This is a genomic window from Kribbella sp. CCNWLW201, assembly GCF_037203805.1.
Classification (GTDB): Bacteria; Actinomycetota; Actinomycetes; order Propionibacteriales; family Kribbellaceae; genus Kribbella.
On the sequence record NZ_JBBCBQ010000002.1, the window covers coordinates 718893 to 734996 of the forward strand.

The following is a 16104-nucleotide window of genomic DNA, read 5'->3' on the forward strand; positions in this document are numbered from 1 at the left end:
GAATGGATGAGTGTGACGACTACTGGTTCGCGGTCGCGGGGGCGGAGTCTTCGGCGCGATGCGCTGGGGGTGGGCTCGTCGACCGCGATCGGGATTGCTTCGACGGCACCGGCGTACTCGCTGGCTGTTTCGGTTGGGCTACTCGCCGCATACACCGGCGCGGCGGCTCCGCTGGTGCTGGCGGCGAGCGCGATCCCGGTGATCCTGGTCGCGCTGTGTTTCCGTGAGCTGAACAGAGCGGAGCCGGACTGCGGTACGACGTTCCCGTGGACCGAGAAGGCGTTCGGGCTGGGCACCGGCCGGATGGTCGGCTGGACCACGGTGATGGCGTGCGTCCTGGTGATGAGCAACCTCGCCCAGGTCGCTGCCGTCTATACCTACCTGTTGCTCGGCCTGGACAGTGCCGCCGACTCCGGCCTCGCGCAGGCCGGGCTCGGCACGGTGTTCATCCTGGTGATGGCCCTGCTCGCGTACCGCGGGATCCGGATCGCCGCGACCACGCAGTTCGTCCTGCTCACGGTCGAGGTGGTCGCGCTGCTGTGGTTCGCGATCAACGCCTTCCGCGAGGCGGGATCCGTCAAGCTCGACAGCGGCGCGACCGGTGAGGGCGCGTGGGCGGCCGGTGTCCTGGTCGCGGTGTTCCTCTACTGGGGTTGGGACTCGTCCTTCAGCGTCAACGAGGAGACCCGCAACCCGCGTCGTACGCCGGCCATCGCCGCGCTGATCGCGAACGGCGTCCTGGTTCTCCTGTACGTCGTGGTCGCGTGGGCCGCGGTCGCGTACGCCGGGGTGGATCCGCTGGCGGACATCGCGGACGACGACTTCTTCGCCGTACTGTCGAACGACCTGCTCGGCACGGCCGGCGGGAAGTTCCTGGTCGGCGCGGTCCTCGTGTCGGCGCTGGCGTCGACCCAGACCACGATCCTGCCGACGGCCCGGACGATGCTGTCGATGGCCCGGCGGGACGCGTTCCCCGGCCGGTTCGCGCGGATCTCCGCCCGCTACCAGACACCGACCGTGTCCACCTGGGTGTTCGCGGGTGTGAGTGTGCTCGTGTACGTCGTCCTCGTGCTGACCTCGGACGCCGTGCTGGCCGACTCGGTGGCTGCTGTTTCGGTCCTGGTGTCGTTGTACTACCTCGCGACGGCGGCCGCCGTGCCGTTCTACTTCCGGGGCGCGGTGCGGGAGCGGCTGGTGCAGCGGTTGGTGGTGCCGTTGCTGGCGAGTGTGTCGTTCCTGCTGGTGCTCGTGCTGGCGGTGGCGGATGTGGGTGCTGGGCCGCTGGTTGTGGTGGGTGTAACGATGGTGGTCGGGGCGGCGATCATGTTCTCGATGAAGCCGCCGGCCGAGGGGGAGGGCAGGCAATGAGACGCAAGCGGATGCGCAGCGCCCAGGTCACGCTCGGGCTGACGGCGTTGATGGCCGCGTCGCTGACCGGTTGCGCCGCCGAGGAGGAGCAGCCGGACTATGCGGCGATCTGCGTCGACCCGCAGACCCAGACCCGCACTGAGGACGACAACTGCACCGACGAGCGTGAGTACCACGGCTCCGGCGCCGGGTTCTTCTGGTTCTATATGGCCACCCGGGGCAACGCTTTCGTACCACCGGTCGGCGGTCAGTACAACGTTGCCAACGGCACCTACACGGTCCCGCGCACGGGTTCGCCGACGGTCCGGCGGGGCGGCCTGGACCGCAGCGGCGGCGATATCGGCACCATCACCCGCGGCGGCTTCGGCAAGTCCGGCCACGGGAGCTCTGGCGGCTGATGTGGCGGCACGCGATCAAGCCCCGGCCGAAGTGGAAGGACACGGTCGTCGAGCAGGGGCTGGTGTTCCCGATGACCGATCTGCCGGACGGCACCGAGACGCCGTACTGGAACGAGAGTGCCTGGTACGAGGTGACGATGGACGAGGTGCTGCACCTCGAGCGGGTCACCGAGGAGCTGTACGAGATGTGCCGGCACGCCGCCTCGGTGATGGCGTCGGGTGACCGGTTCTCCGACTCCCAGCTCGGCCTCGCCTCCGGCACGCTGCCGCTGGTTCGCGAGTCGCTGAAGCGGGACGACCTGTCCGTCTACGCGCGCTTCGACCTGGCCTGGAGCGGGGCCGAGCCGAAGATGCTCGAGATCAACGGCGACACCCCGACCGGGCTGGTCGAGTCCGCGGTGATCCAGTGGAACTGGCTGGAGGACGTGTTCCCGGACGCGGACCAGTGGAACTCGGTGCACGACCGGCTGGTCAAGTGGTGGTCCGAGCACCTCGCGGCCGGCCACTTCCCGGGGAACGAGGCGCACTTCTTCAACTCCGGTGCGGAGACCTCCGGCGAGGAGGCGATGACGGTCGCGTATCTGCGTGACACCGCCGCGATGGCCGGACTGGCGACGTACGGACATGAGATCGAGGACATCGGCTGGGACTCGGCGCGGCGGGCGTTCGTGGACTGGGGCGGGCGGCCGATCCGGACCGCGTTCAAGCTCTACCCGTGGGAGGACATGCTCGACGACGAGTTCGGCCGGTACGTGCTGGCCGGCCTGGAACCCGAGCCGGTGCGGTGGATCGAGCCGATCTGGAAGACGATGCTGTCCACCAAGGCGATCCTGCCGGTGCTGTGGGAGCTGTACCCGGACCACCCGAACCTGCTGCCGGCGTACTTCGGTGATCCCGGCGATCTGCTCGAGTGGGTGGCGAAACCGCTGCACGGCCGGGAAGGCAGCAACATCCGGATCCACACCGTGGCCGACACCGAGGACCACATCCACGAGGGTCCGTACGACACCTCGACGATGGTCTACCAGGAGTGGCACCCGCTGCCGTCGTACGACGGGAATCGCGCCGTCATCGGCAGCTGGATCGTCGACGGTGTCGCGGCCGGGATGATGGTCCGCGAATCCGACGGACCCATCACCGACTACTACGCGCGCTTCGTCCCACACGCGATCGGGACCAGCGCGCGCCCGGATCAGGAGACGATCCAGGCCTGGCTCGCCGAATAGCGCGTACCGGTCGCCTGGGGGATCGTGGAAGGGTGATCACCGGGCGCGTCGGGTTCGTGGCGTTGGCCAGTGTGCTGGCGGCCGCCGCCGTCGGGGCGTGTGTCCGAGACATTCCCGGTGTCTCCCCGACCCCGACCGCGACTCCCGGGGTCCCGGCGCCGCGCGACGACGGGGCCGTCTCGATGACCGGTCGGGCTCCGCTCACCGGGATACCGATCAGTCAGCCGCTGAAGCGGCCGGCGGTGACGGTCAAGATCTCCAACACGCCCGACGCGCATCCGCACCGCGGGCTCGGAGACGCCGATCTGGTGTTCGTGGAACCGATCACCGGGGCGACGACCCGGCTCGCGGCCGTGTTCCACTCCCGGCTGCCTGCCCAGATCGGCCCGGTCCGGTCGCTGCGGCCGATGGACGCGCCGCTGATCGGCCCGACGGGTGGCGTCATCGCCGACACGATGGCCGACCGCTGGGTCCTCGCGTACTTCGACAAGGCGGCCGACGTCGACAACCTCGGTACCCTCAGCGTCCCAGGCGGGACCTATCGGATCGATCCGCGCCGACGCTCGCCCAACCACGTGTTCGCCCAGCCCGCCAAGCTGCTGGCCTTGACCAAACGGACCGCACCGCCTCCGCCGTACTTCAGCTATGCCGCCGGAATCGCGCAGTCCACCGCCCGTCTCGGGACACCCGCCACCTCGGTGCGGATCGGGTACGGCGGTCCCGCGACGGCGACCTGGACCTACCAGCGGCAGACCAGGCGCTGGGTCCGCGCCGAGCAGTGGTCTCCGCACCTGCTCGAAGGCGGCGGCCAGGTTGCAGCCGACAACGTGCTCGTGCTCCGTGCCGCCCCGGACCGTGGATTCCCGCAAGCCAAGGGATCGATGACGATCCTCGACCTCACCGACGCGTTCGGCCCGCTGCAACTGTTCGTCGGCGGCAAGGTGGTCGCCGGCCGCTGGGCCAAGGCCGGCGTCAACGAGCCCTTCACCTTCACCGGCCCGGACGGCAAGCGGCTGCTCCTCACCCCCGGGACGACCTGGGTCGAGTGCACCTTGACCAGCATGCCCGTCCAGGTTTCCCCCTAGTCCACGTTGATCGCGACGTACTTGAGCTCCAGGTACTCGTCGATGCCGGTGCTGCCGCCTTCGCGGCCGAGGCCGGACTGCTTGACGCCGCCGAAGGGTGCGGCCGGGTTGGAGACGATGCCCTGGTTGAGGCCGATCATGCCGGTTTCCAGGCGTTCACAGACGCGGAGGGCACGGGTCAGGTCGTTGGTGAACAGGTACGAGACCAGGCCGAATTCGGTGTCGTTCGCCATCCGGATCGCCTCCTCCTCGGTCTCGAAGGCGGTCAGCGGCGCGACCGGGCCGAAGATCTCCTCCTTCTGCAACCGGGCGGACTGCGGTACGTCGGCCAGCACGGTCGGCGCATAGAAGTACCCGTTGCCTGCGGCAACCGATGCGCCGGTCAGCACCCGGGCGCCCTGCCCGATCGCGTCGTCGACGAGGTCCTTCACCTTGTCCCGCTGGGCGGCGTCGATCAGTGGGCCGACGTCGACCCCGTCCTCGGTGCCGCGGCCGACCTTCAGCGCACCCATCCGCTCGGACAGCCGGGCGGCGAACTCGTCCATCACCGGCGCCTGCACATAGATCCGGTTGGCCGCCGTACAGGCCTCGCCGCCGTTGCGCATCTTGGCCAGCATCGCGCCGTCGACCGCCTTGTCCAGGTCGGCGTCGGCGAACACCAGCAGCGGCGCGTTCCCGCCGAGCTCCATGCTGGTCCGCAGCACCTGCTCGGCGGCCTGCTCGATCAGCTTCCGGCCGACCTGGGTGGAGCCGGTGAAGGACAGCTTGCGGGCGCGGCCGTCCCGGATCAGCGGCTCCATCACGCCGCTGGAGTCGCTGGTCGTGACCACGTTGAGCACCCCGGCCGGCAGCCCGGCCTCGGTCATCAGCTCGGCCAGTTTGAGCATCGACAACGGTGTCTGCGAGGCCGGCTTCATCACCATCGTGCAGCCGGCGGCGACGGCCGGGCCGATCTTGCGGGCACCCATCGCGGCCGGGAAGTTCCACGGCGTGATCAGCAGGCACGGGCCGACCGGCTGCCGCATCACCAGGAAGCGGCCCTTGCCGTTCGGTGCGACCTGGTAGCCGCCGTCGATCCGGACCGCCTCCTCGGCGAACCAGCGGAAGAACTCGGCCGCGTAGGCGATCTCGGCCTTCGACTCGGCGACCGGCTTGCCCATCTCCAGCGTCATCAGCAACGCCAGGTCATCGGCCTGCTCGGTCATCAGTTCATAGGTACGGCGGAGGATCTCGCCACGCTCACGTGGTGCGGTCGCAGCCCAGTCCGCCTGCGCCGCGACGGCCGCGTCCAGGGCGGCCACCCCGTCGTCCGGACTCGCATCAGCCACTTCGCACAACGTCGTACCGGTGGACGGGTCCTCGACGCCGAGGGTCTTCCCACCCGCGGCCGCCTGCCACTTGCCACCGATGAACAGCTCGCTCGGACACGCCTCGATGACTTCCCGCTCGCTCGTCATGTACCCACCATAGGTACGTAGTTCAGGCTGTGGCGATGAGTGGCGGTGCATGGCGCGGGACGGTGCGGACCGTGCGGGTCAGACCGGCTGCGATGGTGCGGAGGATGGCCGACCGCACCAGGCCGTCGAAGGCCAGTGGGACCAGCATGACCTCGTCGGCTTCAGTACTCGCGACCAGCGAGCCCAGTCCGGACACGACTGTGGTCCGTGAGCCGACGATGTGGCCGGGGTCGTCCAGCAACCGCTCAGCCCGACCGCGCTCGCGACCGGTCAGTGGCGGCTCCAGTAACTCCATCAGCTCGGCCGGAGTGGCTCGTGGGGACGCGGTAGCGAGACGCGTCTTCACTCGCACGTACTCCGCGAACCGGATGATCGCCTCTTCCTCAGAGTCCGCCGACACCACACCGACCGTCACCCCGAGGTACGGCTTCACCGTCGGCCCGCTCGCCTCGAAATGATCTTGGTACGCCGCCACAGCCGCATCCGTCATGGCAGCAGCACAGTGATGCGCCAGGAACACCGGCAGCCCTCGTACGGCGGCAGTCGCGGCAGCACCGGGGTGATCGGCCAGAACGAAGACAGGTGGTGGCAATCCAGCCAACGACAGTCGTACGTCGCCCACCGGTGCGCGGCCGGGAAGTCCGTCGCGCAGGAACCCGCACAACTCGTCCAATCGCTGCGGGAACGTGTCACGGGCAGCACTACCGAGTGCGGCCGCCGTACTGGGCACCACACCGTTTTGCTGACCCACGCCGAGGTCAATCCGACTCGGGTACGCCGCTGCCAGTGCAGCGAACTGCTCTGCGATGACAAGGGGTTGGTGGGTCGTCAGCAGTGCACCGCCCGAGCCCAGGCGGATCCGGTCGGTCCGTGCGGCCAGGACGGCCGAGAGCACGGCCGGCGTGGCGCTGCCGACGCCTCGGACGCCGTGCTGCTCCCCCAACCAGAACCGGCGGTATCCGAGGTCGTCGGCAGCTTGTGCCACCTCCGCGGTCTCCCGGAGTGCGGCCGCAGCCGACTGACCGGGCAGCTGCGGTACGACGTCGAGCACCGAGTGCGCTGAGACGGGCAAGCCGGGAGTGACGGGGGAGAGCACCTGCCAACCGTGGCAGTGTCCGAACGGTTCGCGCATGGGTGTTCGGCACCCATGTTCAGGCGGGCGTTCACCCACCTGCCGACCGGAGTGCCCAGTCTCGAAAATGGGGGTTCGGAGGTCTTGCCGGACCGCTGATCGGTCGGGGATAGTTCCCGGCGTTCCTTCCAGATTTCGCGGACAGAGGAGGCCGAAGACGAGTGCAGACACAGAGCTGGGAGCCGTAGCGCTCCTGTCCTGAGCCGGCGGCCTTCCACCAGAGGCTGACCGGCCGGGCGCTGCTGCCGCGGGGTGGTCAACCCCCAGTCGTCACCCCGCGGCAGATGTCGCCTGCCCACTTTTCCCGCACATTTCGCGAAATATGGGGGCTCGTTACCCATGTCTGGGGTGGGTCCCCGATGGCAGCCTGTCCGCGTGCTCAACTCAGCGACCACCGGGCCGGCCCGGACCAACCAGCGCAACGCCTGGTGGTCCGCCGGGATGCGCCCGCACGAGTTGACGACCTCCGCACCGGCCTGGGCCGAGTACGTCGAGCGCAGCACCAACCAGACCGCGCCTGCCGCCGGTCGCAGCCCCGCAGGGACCGATGCCTTCGGCGGCCACACATCAGGTGGGGCTGACGAGGGCTCGGGTGGGCACAGCGACTGGCGGCAGGCGCTTATGCGCTGCCTCGACCCCCTGCTCTCCTCGGCTCGCCGCGACCTCGCGGCCGCCGGGCACGACGGCGTACTGGCAGAGCAGCTGCTGCAACGGCTCGGACTGCGAATGGTGAAGCTGGCGTCGCGCACGCTGGTGCTGGAACTCGCCCGCGCGCGTGACCGCGGCGAGCTGGCCGGTGCAACCCCGGCCGCGCGTTTCCTGGACTTCACCCACCGGCTCGTCGGAGGGAGCGAGCTGGCGGAGTTCCTGGCCACCTACCCGGTGCTGGCCCGGGTCCTGGGCGAGTCGTGCCGGCAAGGCGTCGAGGGTCACCTCGAGCTGCTGGCACGACTCGCCGAGGACCGTGAGTCGCTCGTCACCGGACTGCTGGACGGCCGTGATCCCGGCGCACTGACCGCCATCGACCCCGCAGGCGATCCCCACCGGGGCGGACGGTGCACAGCCACCCTCACCTTCGCGGATGGGCGACGCCTGGTCTACAAACCGCGGTCGCTCGACCTGCACAGCCACTTCAACGAGCTGGTCGGCTGGCTGAACGACAAGACCGGTCTGGGCATCCGCACAGTCGACCTCCTCCCCCGTGACGGTTACGGATGGTCGGAGTACGTCGTACATCAGCCGTGCGACGACTTGGCCGAGGTACGGCGCTTCTACCACCGGCAAGGCGCTCTGCTGGCACTGCTGTACGTGCTGGACGGCACGGACATGCACTACGAGAACCTGATCGCTGTCGGCGAGCAGCCTGTCCTCGTAGACGTCGAGACGCTGTTCCACCCGAGTCAGTCACCAGTCGGTGCACTCAGCCGGGATCCGGCGTGCCGTGCTCTGCTGTGCTCGGTGTATCGCACTGCGCTGCTGCCGCTAGTGGTCAGCGGCGAGCACGGTGTCGCAGACATGTCCGGCCTGGGCGGCGACGCCGACGCAACAGCACCTACCAGCGTGGTCGACTGGGCCGACGCCGGTCTGGACTCGATGCACCTCGTCAGGCGTCCGGGGAAGACTCACGGAGCCAGGAACCGGCCACAGCTCGACGGTGCAGATATCGAGCCGCGGGACCATGAGATCGCTTTGCTCACAGGGTTCCGGGCCGCGTATGAGGCGATTGCCTGGCACCGTGAGGAGCTGATCGGCGCGGACGGCCTACTGGCCCGTTGTGCGACGGACCAGATCCGCTTCGTGCCAAGGAGTACGAGCCTCTACACCAGTCTCCTGGACGAGTCGACGCATCCGGACGCCCTCCGGGACGCGGCCGGTCGCAGCCAACTCCTCGACCTGTTGTGGGACGCCGACGAGGCCCTACACGTCGTGGTGCCGTACGAGCTGGCAGACCTGTGGGCCGGCGATGTACCACTCTTCACTGCCCGTCCGGACAGCCGTGACGTCTGGGCGTCCGACGGCACTCGCATTCCCAACGTGCTGGCGACCGAAGGCCTTGCAGCGGTCGAGGCGAAGATCGCCGGCCTCAGCGACATCGACGAGCACCGGCAGAAGTGGCTGATCTCCGCGACGCTCGCCACCAGGCCGGAGGCGATCGTGCACGCCAGCACCGCCGGCCGCCCGGGCCTGGGCGCGACCGAGGCGGACCCCGATCACCTGCTGGCCGCCGCCACAGACATCGCCGACGAGATCATGGCGCAGGTCCAGAGCGAACGCGACGGCGCGGCGAACTGGCTGGGCCTCGAGCTCATCGACGACCACCACTGGGCCGTAAGGCCAATGGGAGCAGGGCTTTCCAACGGCTACACCGGTACGGCGCTCTTCCTCGCACAGGTCGGTGTGCTGACCGGAGCCCAGAAGTACTGCGACCTGGCGCGTGACGCGATCCGCCCGATCCCTGCCCTGCTGGAGAGCTTGGCAGCGGACCCGGAGTCCGCACAGCTCGTCGGCCCGGGCCTGCACGGACTAGGCGGCATCAGCTACGCCCTGCACCGCCTGCACACTCTGCTCGACGACTCTGACCTCGCCACCTGGCTGGCCGCCTCCCTGGAGCTCACCGGACGACTGAAGCCCGACGAGTTCCCCACGTACGCCGAGGGCGCAGCCGGCGGGCTCACCGCCATGCAAGCGATCCAAGGCAATGCGGCCGCCACTCGGCTCGCCGAGCGGTACGCCGATGAACTGGTCAACACAGTGGAGCTCGGGCTCCGTCGTGGCCGAGTAGCAGCGGACCACGGCTTCGCCCGGGGCTATCAGGGAATCGCCTGGGCTCTCGGCCGGTACGGCGTACCCGGTGACAGGTACATGGACGCCGCACGAACGGCGGCCGACCTGGACCGGCCAGAGCGCCCTGGTAGCCAAGGTTGGTGCTCTGGTGACGCCGGGACCGCGTTGGCCCGGCTGAGTGCCGGAGTACCCGCGGACCTCGACGCCTATCTGAGGGCCGCAACAGAGCGTCCGGTGCTCGCCGATCTGAGTCTGTGTCACGGCGAGCTCGGCGCGGTGGAGCCACTGGTGTGGCTCGCCGAACGCGATCACCCAGCTGTTGAGGCGGTCCGGCGACGCCGGGCCGGGCTGGTGCTCGCTGCAGTACAGCAGTACGGACCACAGTGTGGGACACCCCGATCCGTTCCGTCTCCAGGCCTGCTGACCGGTCTGGCGGGAATCGGCTACGGCCTGCTCCGGCTGGCGTTCTCCGAACGCGTTCCGTCCGTCCTGCTGCTCGAACCAACCGCCGGGCCGAAGCGCGCACCACAGCTCTGAGGCCCATCAATCAACAGGGGAGAACAGCATGACCGCCCAGCACAACGAAGTGCAGCAGCCCGACCACGTCCAGCAGTCTGAGGGCACCGACCCGCTCGGTCCGATCACGTTGCCGCAGCGCTCCAAGATCGGGGCCAGGGCCATGGCCCTGGTCGGCAGTGTCGGCCTGAGCGCGTTCGCAGCCGCGGTCGCTGCGAACCAGTACAGCAGCACCTGGACGACGATCGAGCACTGACAAGCGTTTGATGTCACCACGTCGACCGGCTCACTGGGGGGTGGCCGGTCGACGTTGCTGATTCGCTGCGGTGGCAGCAATACGTCGTTAGAGTTGGCAAGCATGCAGACCCGTGCGCCCAGAGTGGTCGGCAGAGACCGGGAGATCGACCATCTCCACCGCCTGCTGGCCGCGGCCGCAGGCGGTCATGGAGGTGCGGTCTTCCTGGTCGGCGAGCCCGGAATCGGCAAGAGCCGGCTGGCCGGCGTCGGCACCACCCGCGCGCTCGACGACGGCATGGCAACGATGCGCGGCCGGGTCGGGGCCATCGGCACGATGGTTGCGTTCCGCCCGTTCACGGAGGCCCTGCTGTCGCTGATCCGCCGCGGCGAGATGCCCGCCGCCGACGGACTCGGTCCCTACCGGCAGGTGCTCGGCCGGCTGGTGCCGGACTGGGACGACGGTACGGCGCATGACACGGCGACGTCGACCGTCGTACTCGGTGAAGCCGTGCTGCGACTGCTCGCGCTGGTCGGCAAGGACCGTGGTTGCCTGCTGGTGCTGGAAGACCTGCACGGATCGGACCCGGAGACTCTGGCAGTGATCGAGTATCTGCTCGACAATCTGGACGACCAGCCGATCGCACTGGTCGCGACGCTGCGTTCCGAGACCTGTCCGGCGTACGAGCTCGCTCAGCTGTCGGCACAGCGCGGGTCGGCCAGCCTGATCGAACTGCAGCCGCTGGACCGCGATGAGGTCGGTGAGCTGGCAGCCGGCTGTCTCGAGGTGCCACCGGACGGCGTGCCCGATGCATTGGTCGACCGGCTGTGGCAGGACAGTGCCGGAATCCCTTTCATCGTTGAGGAATTGCTGCAGGAGGCAAGCAGGTCAGGGCAGCTGCTGTCCAAGGCTGACGGCACTGTGCACGTCGTGGACGGCCTGCAAACAAACGTTCCAGCAGCTGTTGTCCGGAGCATCAGTAGCCGGACCGATCAGCTGGGTCCACAGTCACGTGACCTGCTGGTGCTGGCTGCTGTCATCGGCCACCGTTTTCCGTTGAGCGTCGTACGCAAGGCCACTGGGACTGACGAGCGGTTGCTGTTGGCCACGTTGCGTGCGGGGCTTGCTGCGCAGCTGGTCGGGCCGGACGAGCCGGTGCCGGACTGGTACGCGTTCCGGCATCCGCTGACCGCCGACGCGCTGCTGGCCGGGCTGACGCCGACTGAGCGGTCGACACTCGCCAGACGGTGTGCGGACGCGATCGAGGAGCTGCACCCTGGCCTCCCAGGTGAGTGGTGCCAGATGGTTGCCGAGCTGGCGGAGACTGGTGGCGACAAGGCACGGGCCGGCCGGCTGTTCGTGACGGCCGGGCGGCGGTCGTTCGACGAGGGTTCGATGGCCTCCGCGGTCAAGCTGCTGGAGCGCGCGAACGCCTTGCTGGTCAGCGATCCCGACACCAGCTACCGGGCCGAGGTGCTCGGATCGTTGCTGATCGCACTCAGTGAGACCGCCCAGTTCGAGAACAGCGCAACCCATGCCGCGACGATCGAGGAGCTGGCCGACCGCAACCTGGACAGCCGCAAGGTCGCGGCCCTGCACGTCCAGCTGGCGAACCTGGAGAACATGGCCGGCCGCTGGTCGGCCGCACTGACCCAGGTCGCGACAGCCCGGTCCCTCCTCGGTGCCGACGCCGGTGACGCGGACCTCGCACCGGTCGACGCGATCGCCGCACACCTCGAGCTGGCCCGGCCGAGCCCCGGCCGGCTGAAGGCCGCGACCGAGCTGGCCACCCGCGCCGCCGCGGCCGCCGAACGCGCGAAGCTGCCCGCGGTCGCCTGCGACGCGCTGCAACTGCTCGGCATCCTGTCGCGCGAACACGACCTCGACCGATCGATCGAGTTCTTCCACCGGGCCCGGCTGGTGGCCGAGGAGCACAACATGACGCTCCAGCGGGTCTGCTCGCACATCTTCCAGGCCGGCACGATCTGCCTGGCCGAAGGCAGCATCGTCGAGCTCGAGAAGGCCCGGCAGCAGGCGCTGCGGATCGGCGCGATCCCGTTGGTGTACGACGTCGACGGGGTACTCGCCCAGCAGGCGATCCTGCGGTCCGAGTACGACAAGGCCGCGGTCATCATCGCCGAGAGCCTGGACGTCACCCGGCGGCTCCGGCTCGGTCGCTCGGCGACCTACGTCCTCTGCACCAAGGCCATCCTGGAGGCGCACCAGGGTCGCCGGGCGGCGATGGAGGAGACGCTGGCCGAGGCCGCCAACTCGGGTGGCGAGCGGGCGTCGTACGAGCTGCCCTACTCCTATGGCCTCGCGCGGACGTTCTGCGCGCTGCTGGAGGAGAACCGCGAGCTGGCCGACTCCGAGATGGCCCAGGCCCTCGCGTACGACGCTCAGAACCCGACAACCCTGCACACCTCGGGGAAGTACGGGCTGGGGCTGCTGCTCGGCGTACTGTCCGGCCGCAACAGCTGGGCGCACTTCGAGGCGATCACTGCGGCCGCAGCCAGCGGGATGCGGTGGAACAAACAGTTCGTTCAGCTGGCGCACGCCGTACTGCTCGGACGGTCCGGTCAGGTCGAGGCGGCCAACGCCAAGGTGGTGGAGGCACTGGAGACCGCGTCGCTCTACCCGATGGCGCGGCACCTGGGTCTGCGGATGGTGGCGGAGCCGGCCCACGCCGACGGCTGGGGCGAGCCGGTCGCATGGCTGCGGCAGGCCGAGGACTATTTCCACAACGCGGAGATCCCGGTGGTGGCAAGCTCGTGCCGTAGTCTGCTGCGTCAGCTCGGTGCGACGGTGTCACAACGCCGGAGCGGGATCGAGCAGGTGCCGGCCCATCTGCGGCAGCTCGGGATCACGAGTCGCGAGTACGAGGTCTGCCGATTGCTGGTGGACCGGATCGGGAACAAGTCGATCGCTTCCCGGCTGCACATCTCACCCCGGACCGTGGAGAAGCATGTGGCCAGCCTGATGACCAAGACACGGCAACCGGATCGGGAGGCACTGAGCAGTTTCGCCCGGACCGTTGTCCAAGACTGATACGGGACTAATAAGCGGTCCGATTCCGGCACTGATGCGTGTGCTGGGACACGGGACGGCCGGAGGGTGGTAGTTGTCGACTCACCATTCGGCGACCGCCCGTCGACGCGGTATGACACGGTAATTTATGAACGCTCGCTTTATATATAGGATGGGCGAGTGGCAGGCAAGGGGTCGGACATGAGCAAGGGAACGGTCGGCGGCGGCGGTACGACGATGCTGCGGCGGATCAACGTGGCCGCGGTGCTGGACGCGGTGCGCCGCTCCGCGCCCGCGCCACTGCGCGTCGCCGAGCTGGTCGAGCGGACCGGTCTGGCCAGACCGACCGTGGCCCAGGCCGTCGACGAACTACTGGACGCCGGCTGGCTGCAACAGCACGGCCCGGACTCCGCGGACCGCTCACTCGGCCGCCCGGCCATCCGCGTCTCGCTGCGCGGCCGTGCGGCGCCGGTCCTCGGCCTGGACGTGGGCCCGCACCGGGTGACCGTGGGCGTCTCCGACCTGGCCGGCCGCAAGCTCGCCCTGGTACGACGCTCTGGCCCTGGCTGGACCGCACAGGAGCTGCTCGGAGTCATCAGCGAGGTGATCACCGAGGCGCTGGCCGAGGCCGAGGTGCCGGCCGAGGACATCGCGGCCGCGGTGGCCGCCAGCCCAGGCATCGTGGACGAGCACACCGGCCGGGTCCAGCTGGTCCCGAGCGTGCCGGGCTGGTCCGCGATCGACCTGACCAAGCACGTGCGCAGTCTGCTCGACTGCCCGGTGATGCTGGACAACGACGCCAACCTGGCCGCGCTGGCGATTGCGGCCGCTCGCGGCGGCACCGGCACACTGCTGGCCGTGCAGTGGGGTGAGCGGCTCGGTGCCGGCATCGTGATCGACGGACGGCTGCACCGTGGCACTGGCGCGGCTGGTGAGATCGGCTTCATCGCCACCGGGCCGGACGACGTCATCAACCCTGAGGACAGTCGCGGCCCGCTGGAGCGTGCGGTCGGTTCCGAGGCCATCGCCGCACTCGGCCGCCAGGCCGCTCTCGACAACCCCGACTCCCGACTGGCCAGGCTGGGTGGCGAGCAGCTGGACACGGCCGATGTGTTCGCGGCCGCGGCAGAGCGTGACCCGGTGGCCCAGGCCGTCGTACAGCAGGTCGCCCGTGACTTCGCCCGCGCCTTGGCCCCCGCCGTACTTGTGCTGGACCCGACTGCCGTGGTGATCGGTGGCGGTGTGGCCCGGGCGGGCGCCGTACTGCTGGACGCCATCTCCGATCAGTTGCGACTGCTCACGCTGAACCACCCGAAGCTGGAGCTGTCCGCCCTGGCCGAGGACGCGGTCGTGACCGGCGCCATGCGGATGGCCCTGGACGAGGTCTGGCAGCGCAAGCTCCCGACCCCGGCCCTCACCAGCACAACCTAAGCCGTCGGGCCGGTCGGGTTTACCGGCGGACGGCGGCGGCGATCGCGTCGGGGCGATCGAGGTGGACGAGGTGGGCTGAATCGGGGAGGACCTCGACCGTGCCTTTGATCACGTCGGCGAGTCGGCGCTGACCCGCCAGCCAGCGATCGGCGGTGAATCGTGAACTGCCGCCGGTCGCGACCAGCAGAGTCGTCGGGGCGACCTCACCGAGCGGCCCGGCGACCAGCTTGCCGACCTCGGCGGCCAGCTCCCAACTGCCGGCCAGTTCGTCCCAGAACAGCAGCCAGGACGACGCGTCGCCGTACCGCTTCCGCGCGGTTGCCTTCGACAACAGATCCCGGTTCGTGGTGCTGCCGAGCCGGACGATCAACCGTCGTACCGCCGGTCCCAGCACTTGCGGTACGCCGATCCGCCCGAGCAACCGCAGCAGCGCGCGCACCAGGCGATCACCGCGCGTCCCGGGATAGAGCCAACGCCACCCGGTCTCGGACGTGAGGCTGGTGTCGACGAGCACGAGCCGAGTCACGTCGAGCGGCCGGGTCAAGGCCCAGCGCAGTACGGCGAGACCACCGATGGAGTGCCCGATCAGCCCGATCTCCGCGTCCCCGGGTACGCCGGCCGCCGTACGCAACTCGTCGACCGTCGACGTGATCGGCGTACACCAGGGATCGATCACCCGGAGATCCACGCCAGGCAACAGCTCGACCACCCGGGCGAACTCCTCCGGAGTCTCGGCCAGGCCAGGCAGCACGACCCAAGTAGTTGTCATCGCACAAAAGCTTGCCTGAGACCTGGTAGCAATGTCGCCATCATTAGGCAAACCAGCAGGACCGAGACGCGCTGCAGGATGCCGGGTGGGTGCAGGTCGCTGCCGGTGAGCACTTCGAGTCCGGTCTCGATGCCCAGCCAGGCCTGGGTGACCACGACCCCGGCGGCCAGTACGGCGACCACACGGCCCCACACACCACCCCAGCCCGAGCGGCGCAGGACCAGGACCGCGAAGATGCCCATGGCAACGCTGCCGAGGCCGGCCATGGTCGAGGTGATCTCGTGCAGGAGAAGCGCCGTACCGGCCTGACCGTTCGCCTCGGCCGCCCGGCAGGCCTCGCTCACTGACGGCGCGCAGTCCATCGGCGAGAACGAGTCGAACAGCGTCCCGGCGCCGAAAACCGCCGCGCTGATCAGCAGACCGGCGACGTCGCGGTGCATCCGGGCCGCGGGCCGGCCGAGGATGGCGGCGATCAGCAGCAGCACGCCCGCACCGAGGTCCAGGGCGCGGGCATAAGGGCTGGTCGGCTGGTCACGCGCGCCCAACTCACTCAGGAACGAGTAGTGGATGTTGAGTGGGTAACCGGCCACCGCCTCGAGCAACAGGCTGCAGTAGAGCACACCGGCGGCGATCATCACGTTGCGCATCAGGCGATACGGGACGGCCACCATGCCCG

At 69.3% G+C, this 16104-nt stretch carries 12 protein-coding genes; 8 read left to right on the forward strand and 4 right to left on the reverse strand.

The features are described from left to right. Positions 1-6 precede the first annotated feature (6 nt). Genes V9K99_RS13200 through V9K99_RS13215 form a run of 4 tightly spaced genes read left to right on the forward strand, consistent with a single transcriptional unit; the run spans position 7 to position 4077 of the window. Positions 7-1368, forward strand: coding sequence for an APC family permease (locus V9K99_RS13200; protein WP_337001814.1), 1362 nt, complete (start codon positions 7-9; stop codon positions 1366-1368). Then, complete coding sequence (locus tag V9K99_RS13205) at positions 1365-1766, forward strand: hypothetical protein (protein ID WP_337001812.1); 402 nt, start codon at positions 1365-1367, stop codon at positions 1764-1766. The genes V9K99_RS13200 and V9K99_RS13205 overlap by 4 nt, the downstream gene beginning before the upstream one ends. Next, positions 1766-2992: a glutathionylspermidine synthase family protein gene (locus tag V9K99_RS13210; RefSeq protein WP_337001810.1), complete on the forward strand. Its 1227-nt coding sequence runs from the start codon at positions 1766-1768 to the stop codon at positions 2990-2992. Before V9K99_RS13205 ends, V9K99_RS13210 begins: the two co-directional genes overlap by 1 nt. A 32-nt stretch (positions 2993-3024) precedes the next feature. Beyond that, on the forward strand, positions 3025-4077 hold the full coding sequence (locus tag V9K99_RS13215; RefSeq protein ID WP_337001808.1) for a DUF3048 domain-containing protein: 1053 nt from the start codon (positions 3025-3027) through the stop codon (positions 4075-4077). Here the strand turns inward: V9K99_RS13215 and V9K99_RS13220 are convergent. Both V9K99_RS13220 and V9K99_RS13225 read right to left on the reverse strand, forming a co-directional pair. Beyond that, positions 4074-5534: an NAD-dependent succinate-semialdehyde dehydrogenase gene (locus V9K99_RS13220; RefSeq protein ID WP_337001806.1), complete on the reverse strand. Its 1461-nt coding sequence runs from the start codon at positions 5532-5534 to the stop codon at positions 4074-4076. The two genes, V9K99_RS13215 and V9K99_RS13220, sit on opposite strands and share 4 nt — an antisense overlap. 22 nt (positions 5535-5556) lie before the next feature. Continuing rightward, positions 5557-6606: an MsnO8 family LLM class oxidoreductase gene (locus V9K99_RS13225; RefSeq protein WP_337001804.1), complete on the reverse strand. Its 1050-nt coding sequence runs from the start codon at positions 6604-6606 to the stop codon at positions 5557-5559. Between the two features lie 435 nt (positions 6607-7041). On the opposite strand from V9K99_RS13225, the gene V9K99_RS13230 reads away from it, so the two are divergent. From V9K99_RS13230 to V9K99_RS13245, 4 genes are all read left to right on the forward strand, one after another. Then, positions 7042-9987, forward strand: a complete 2946-nt coding sequence (locus tag V9K99_RS13230; RefSeq protein WP_337001802.1) for a type 2 lanthipeptide synthetase LanM family protein — start codon at positions 7042-7044, stop codon at positions 9985-9987. Between the two features lie 28 nt (positions 9988-10015). Further along, positions 10016-10222, forward strand: coding sequence for a hypothetical protein (locus V9K99_RS13235; protein WP_337001800.1), 207 nt, complete (start codon positions 10016-10018; stop codon positions 10220-10222). Positions 10223-10324: 102 nt separating this feature from the next. After that, positions 10325-13249: an ATP-binding protein gene (locus V9K99_RS13240; protein ID WP_337001798.1), complete on the forward strand. Its 2925-nt coding sequence runs from the start codon at positions 10325-10327 to the stop codon at positions 13247-13249. Positions 13250-13429: 180 nt separating this feature from the next. After that, entirely contained in the window at positions 13430-14659 is a 1230-nt protein-coding gene (locus tag V9K99_RS13245; protein ID WP_337001796.1) for an ROK family transcriptional regulator, read from the forward strand. A 19-nt stretch (positions 14660-14678) separates the two neighbouring features. Here V9K99_RS13245 and V9K99_RS13250 read toward each other — a convergent pair whose 3' ends face one another. Continuing rightward, the gene (locus V9K99_RS13250) at positions 14679-15428 is read right to left on the reverse strand and encodes an alpha/beta fold hydrolase (RefSeq protein ID WP_337001794.1); all 750 of its coding nucleotides are present in this window, start codon (positions 15426-15428) and stop codon (positions 14679-14681) included. Continuing rightward, positions 15425-16099, reverse strand: a complete 675-nt coding sequence (locus V9K99_RS13255) for a DUF998 domain-containing protein (RefSeq protein WP_337001792.1) — start codon at positions 16097-16099, stop codon at positions 15425-15427. The genes V9K99_RS13250 and V9K99_RS13255 overlap by 4 nt, the downstream gene beginning before the upstream one ends. Positions 16100-16104: the final 5 nt, after the last annotated feature.

What these genes read in the sequence shown, in the direction of transcription:
- V9K99_RS13210 (WP_337001810.1), top strand. Translation starts at nt 1,766, where the DNA reads ATGTGGCGGCACGCGATCAAGCCCCGGCCGAAGTGGAAGGACACGGTC.
- V9K99_RS13200 (WP_337001814.1), top strand. Translation starts at nt 7, where the DNA reads ATGAGTGTGACGACTACTGGTTCGCGGTCGCGGGGGCGGAGTCTTCGG.
- V9K99_RS13250 (WP_337001794.1), bottom strand. Translation starts at nt 15,428, where the DNA reads ATGACAACTACTTGGGTCGTGCTGCCTGGCCTGGCCGAGACTCCGGAG.
- V9K99_RS13220 (WP_337001806.1), bottom strand. Translation starts at nt 5,534, where the DNA reads ATGACGAGCGAGCGGGAAGTCATCGAGGCGTGTCCGAGCGAGCTGTTC.
- V9K99_RS13255 (WP_337001792.1), bottom strand. Translation starts at nt 16,099, where the DNA reads ATGGTGGCCGTCCCGTATCGCCTGATGCGCAACGTGATGATCGCCGCC.
- V9K99_RS13245 (WP_337001796.1), top strand. Translation starts at nt 13,430, where the DNA reads ATGAGCAAGGGAACGGTCGGCGGCGGCGGTACGACGATGCTGCGGCGG.
- V9K99_RS13240 (WP_337001798.1), top strand. Translation starts at nt 10,325, where the DNA reads ATGCAGACCCGTGCGCCCAGAGTGGTCGGCAGAGACCGGGAGATCGAC.
- V9K99_RS13235 (WP_337001800.1), top strand. Translation starts at nt 10,016, where the DNA reads ATGACCGCCCAGCACAACGAAGTGCAGCAGCCCGACCACGTCCAGCAG.
- V9K99_RS13205 (WP_337001812.1), top strand. Translation starts at nt 1,365, where the DNA reads ATGAGACGCAAGCGGATGCGCAGCGCCCAGGTCACGCTCGGGCTGACG.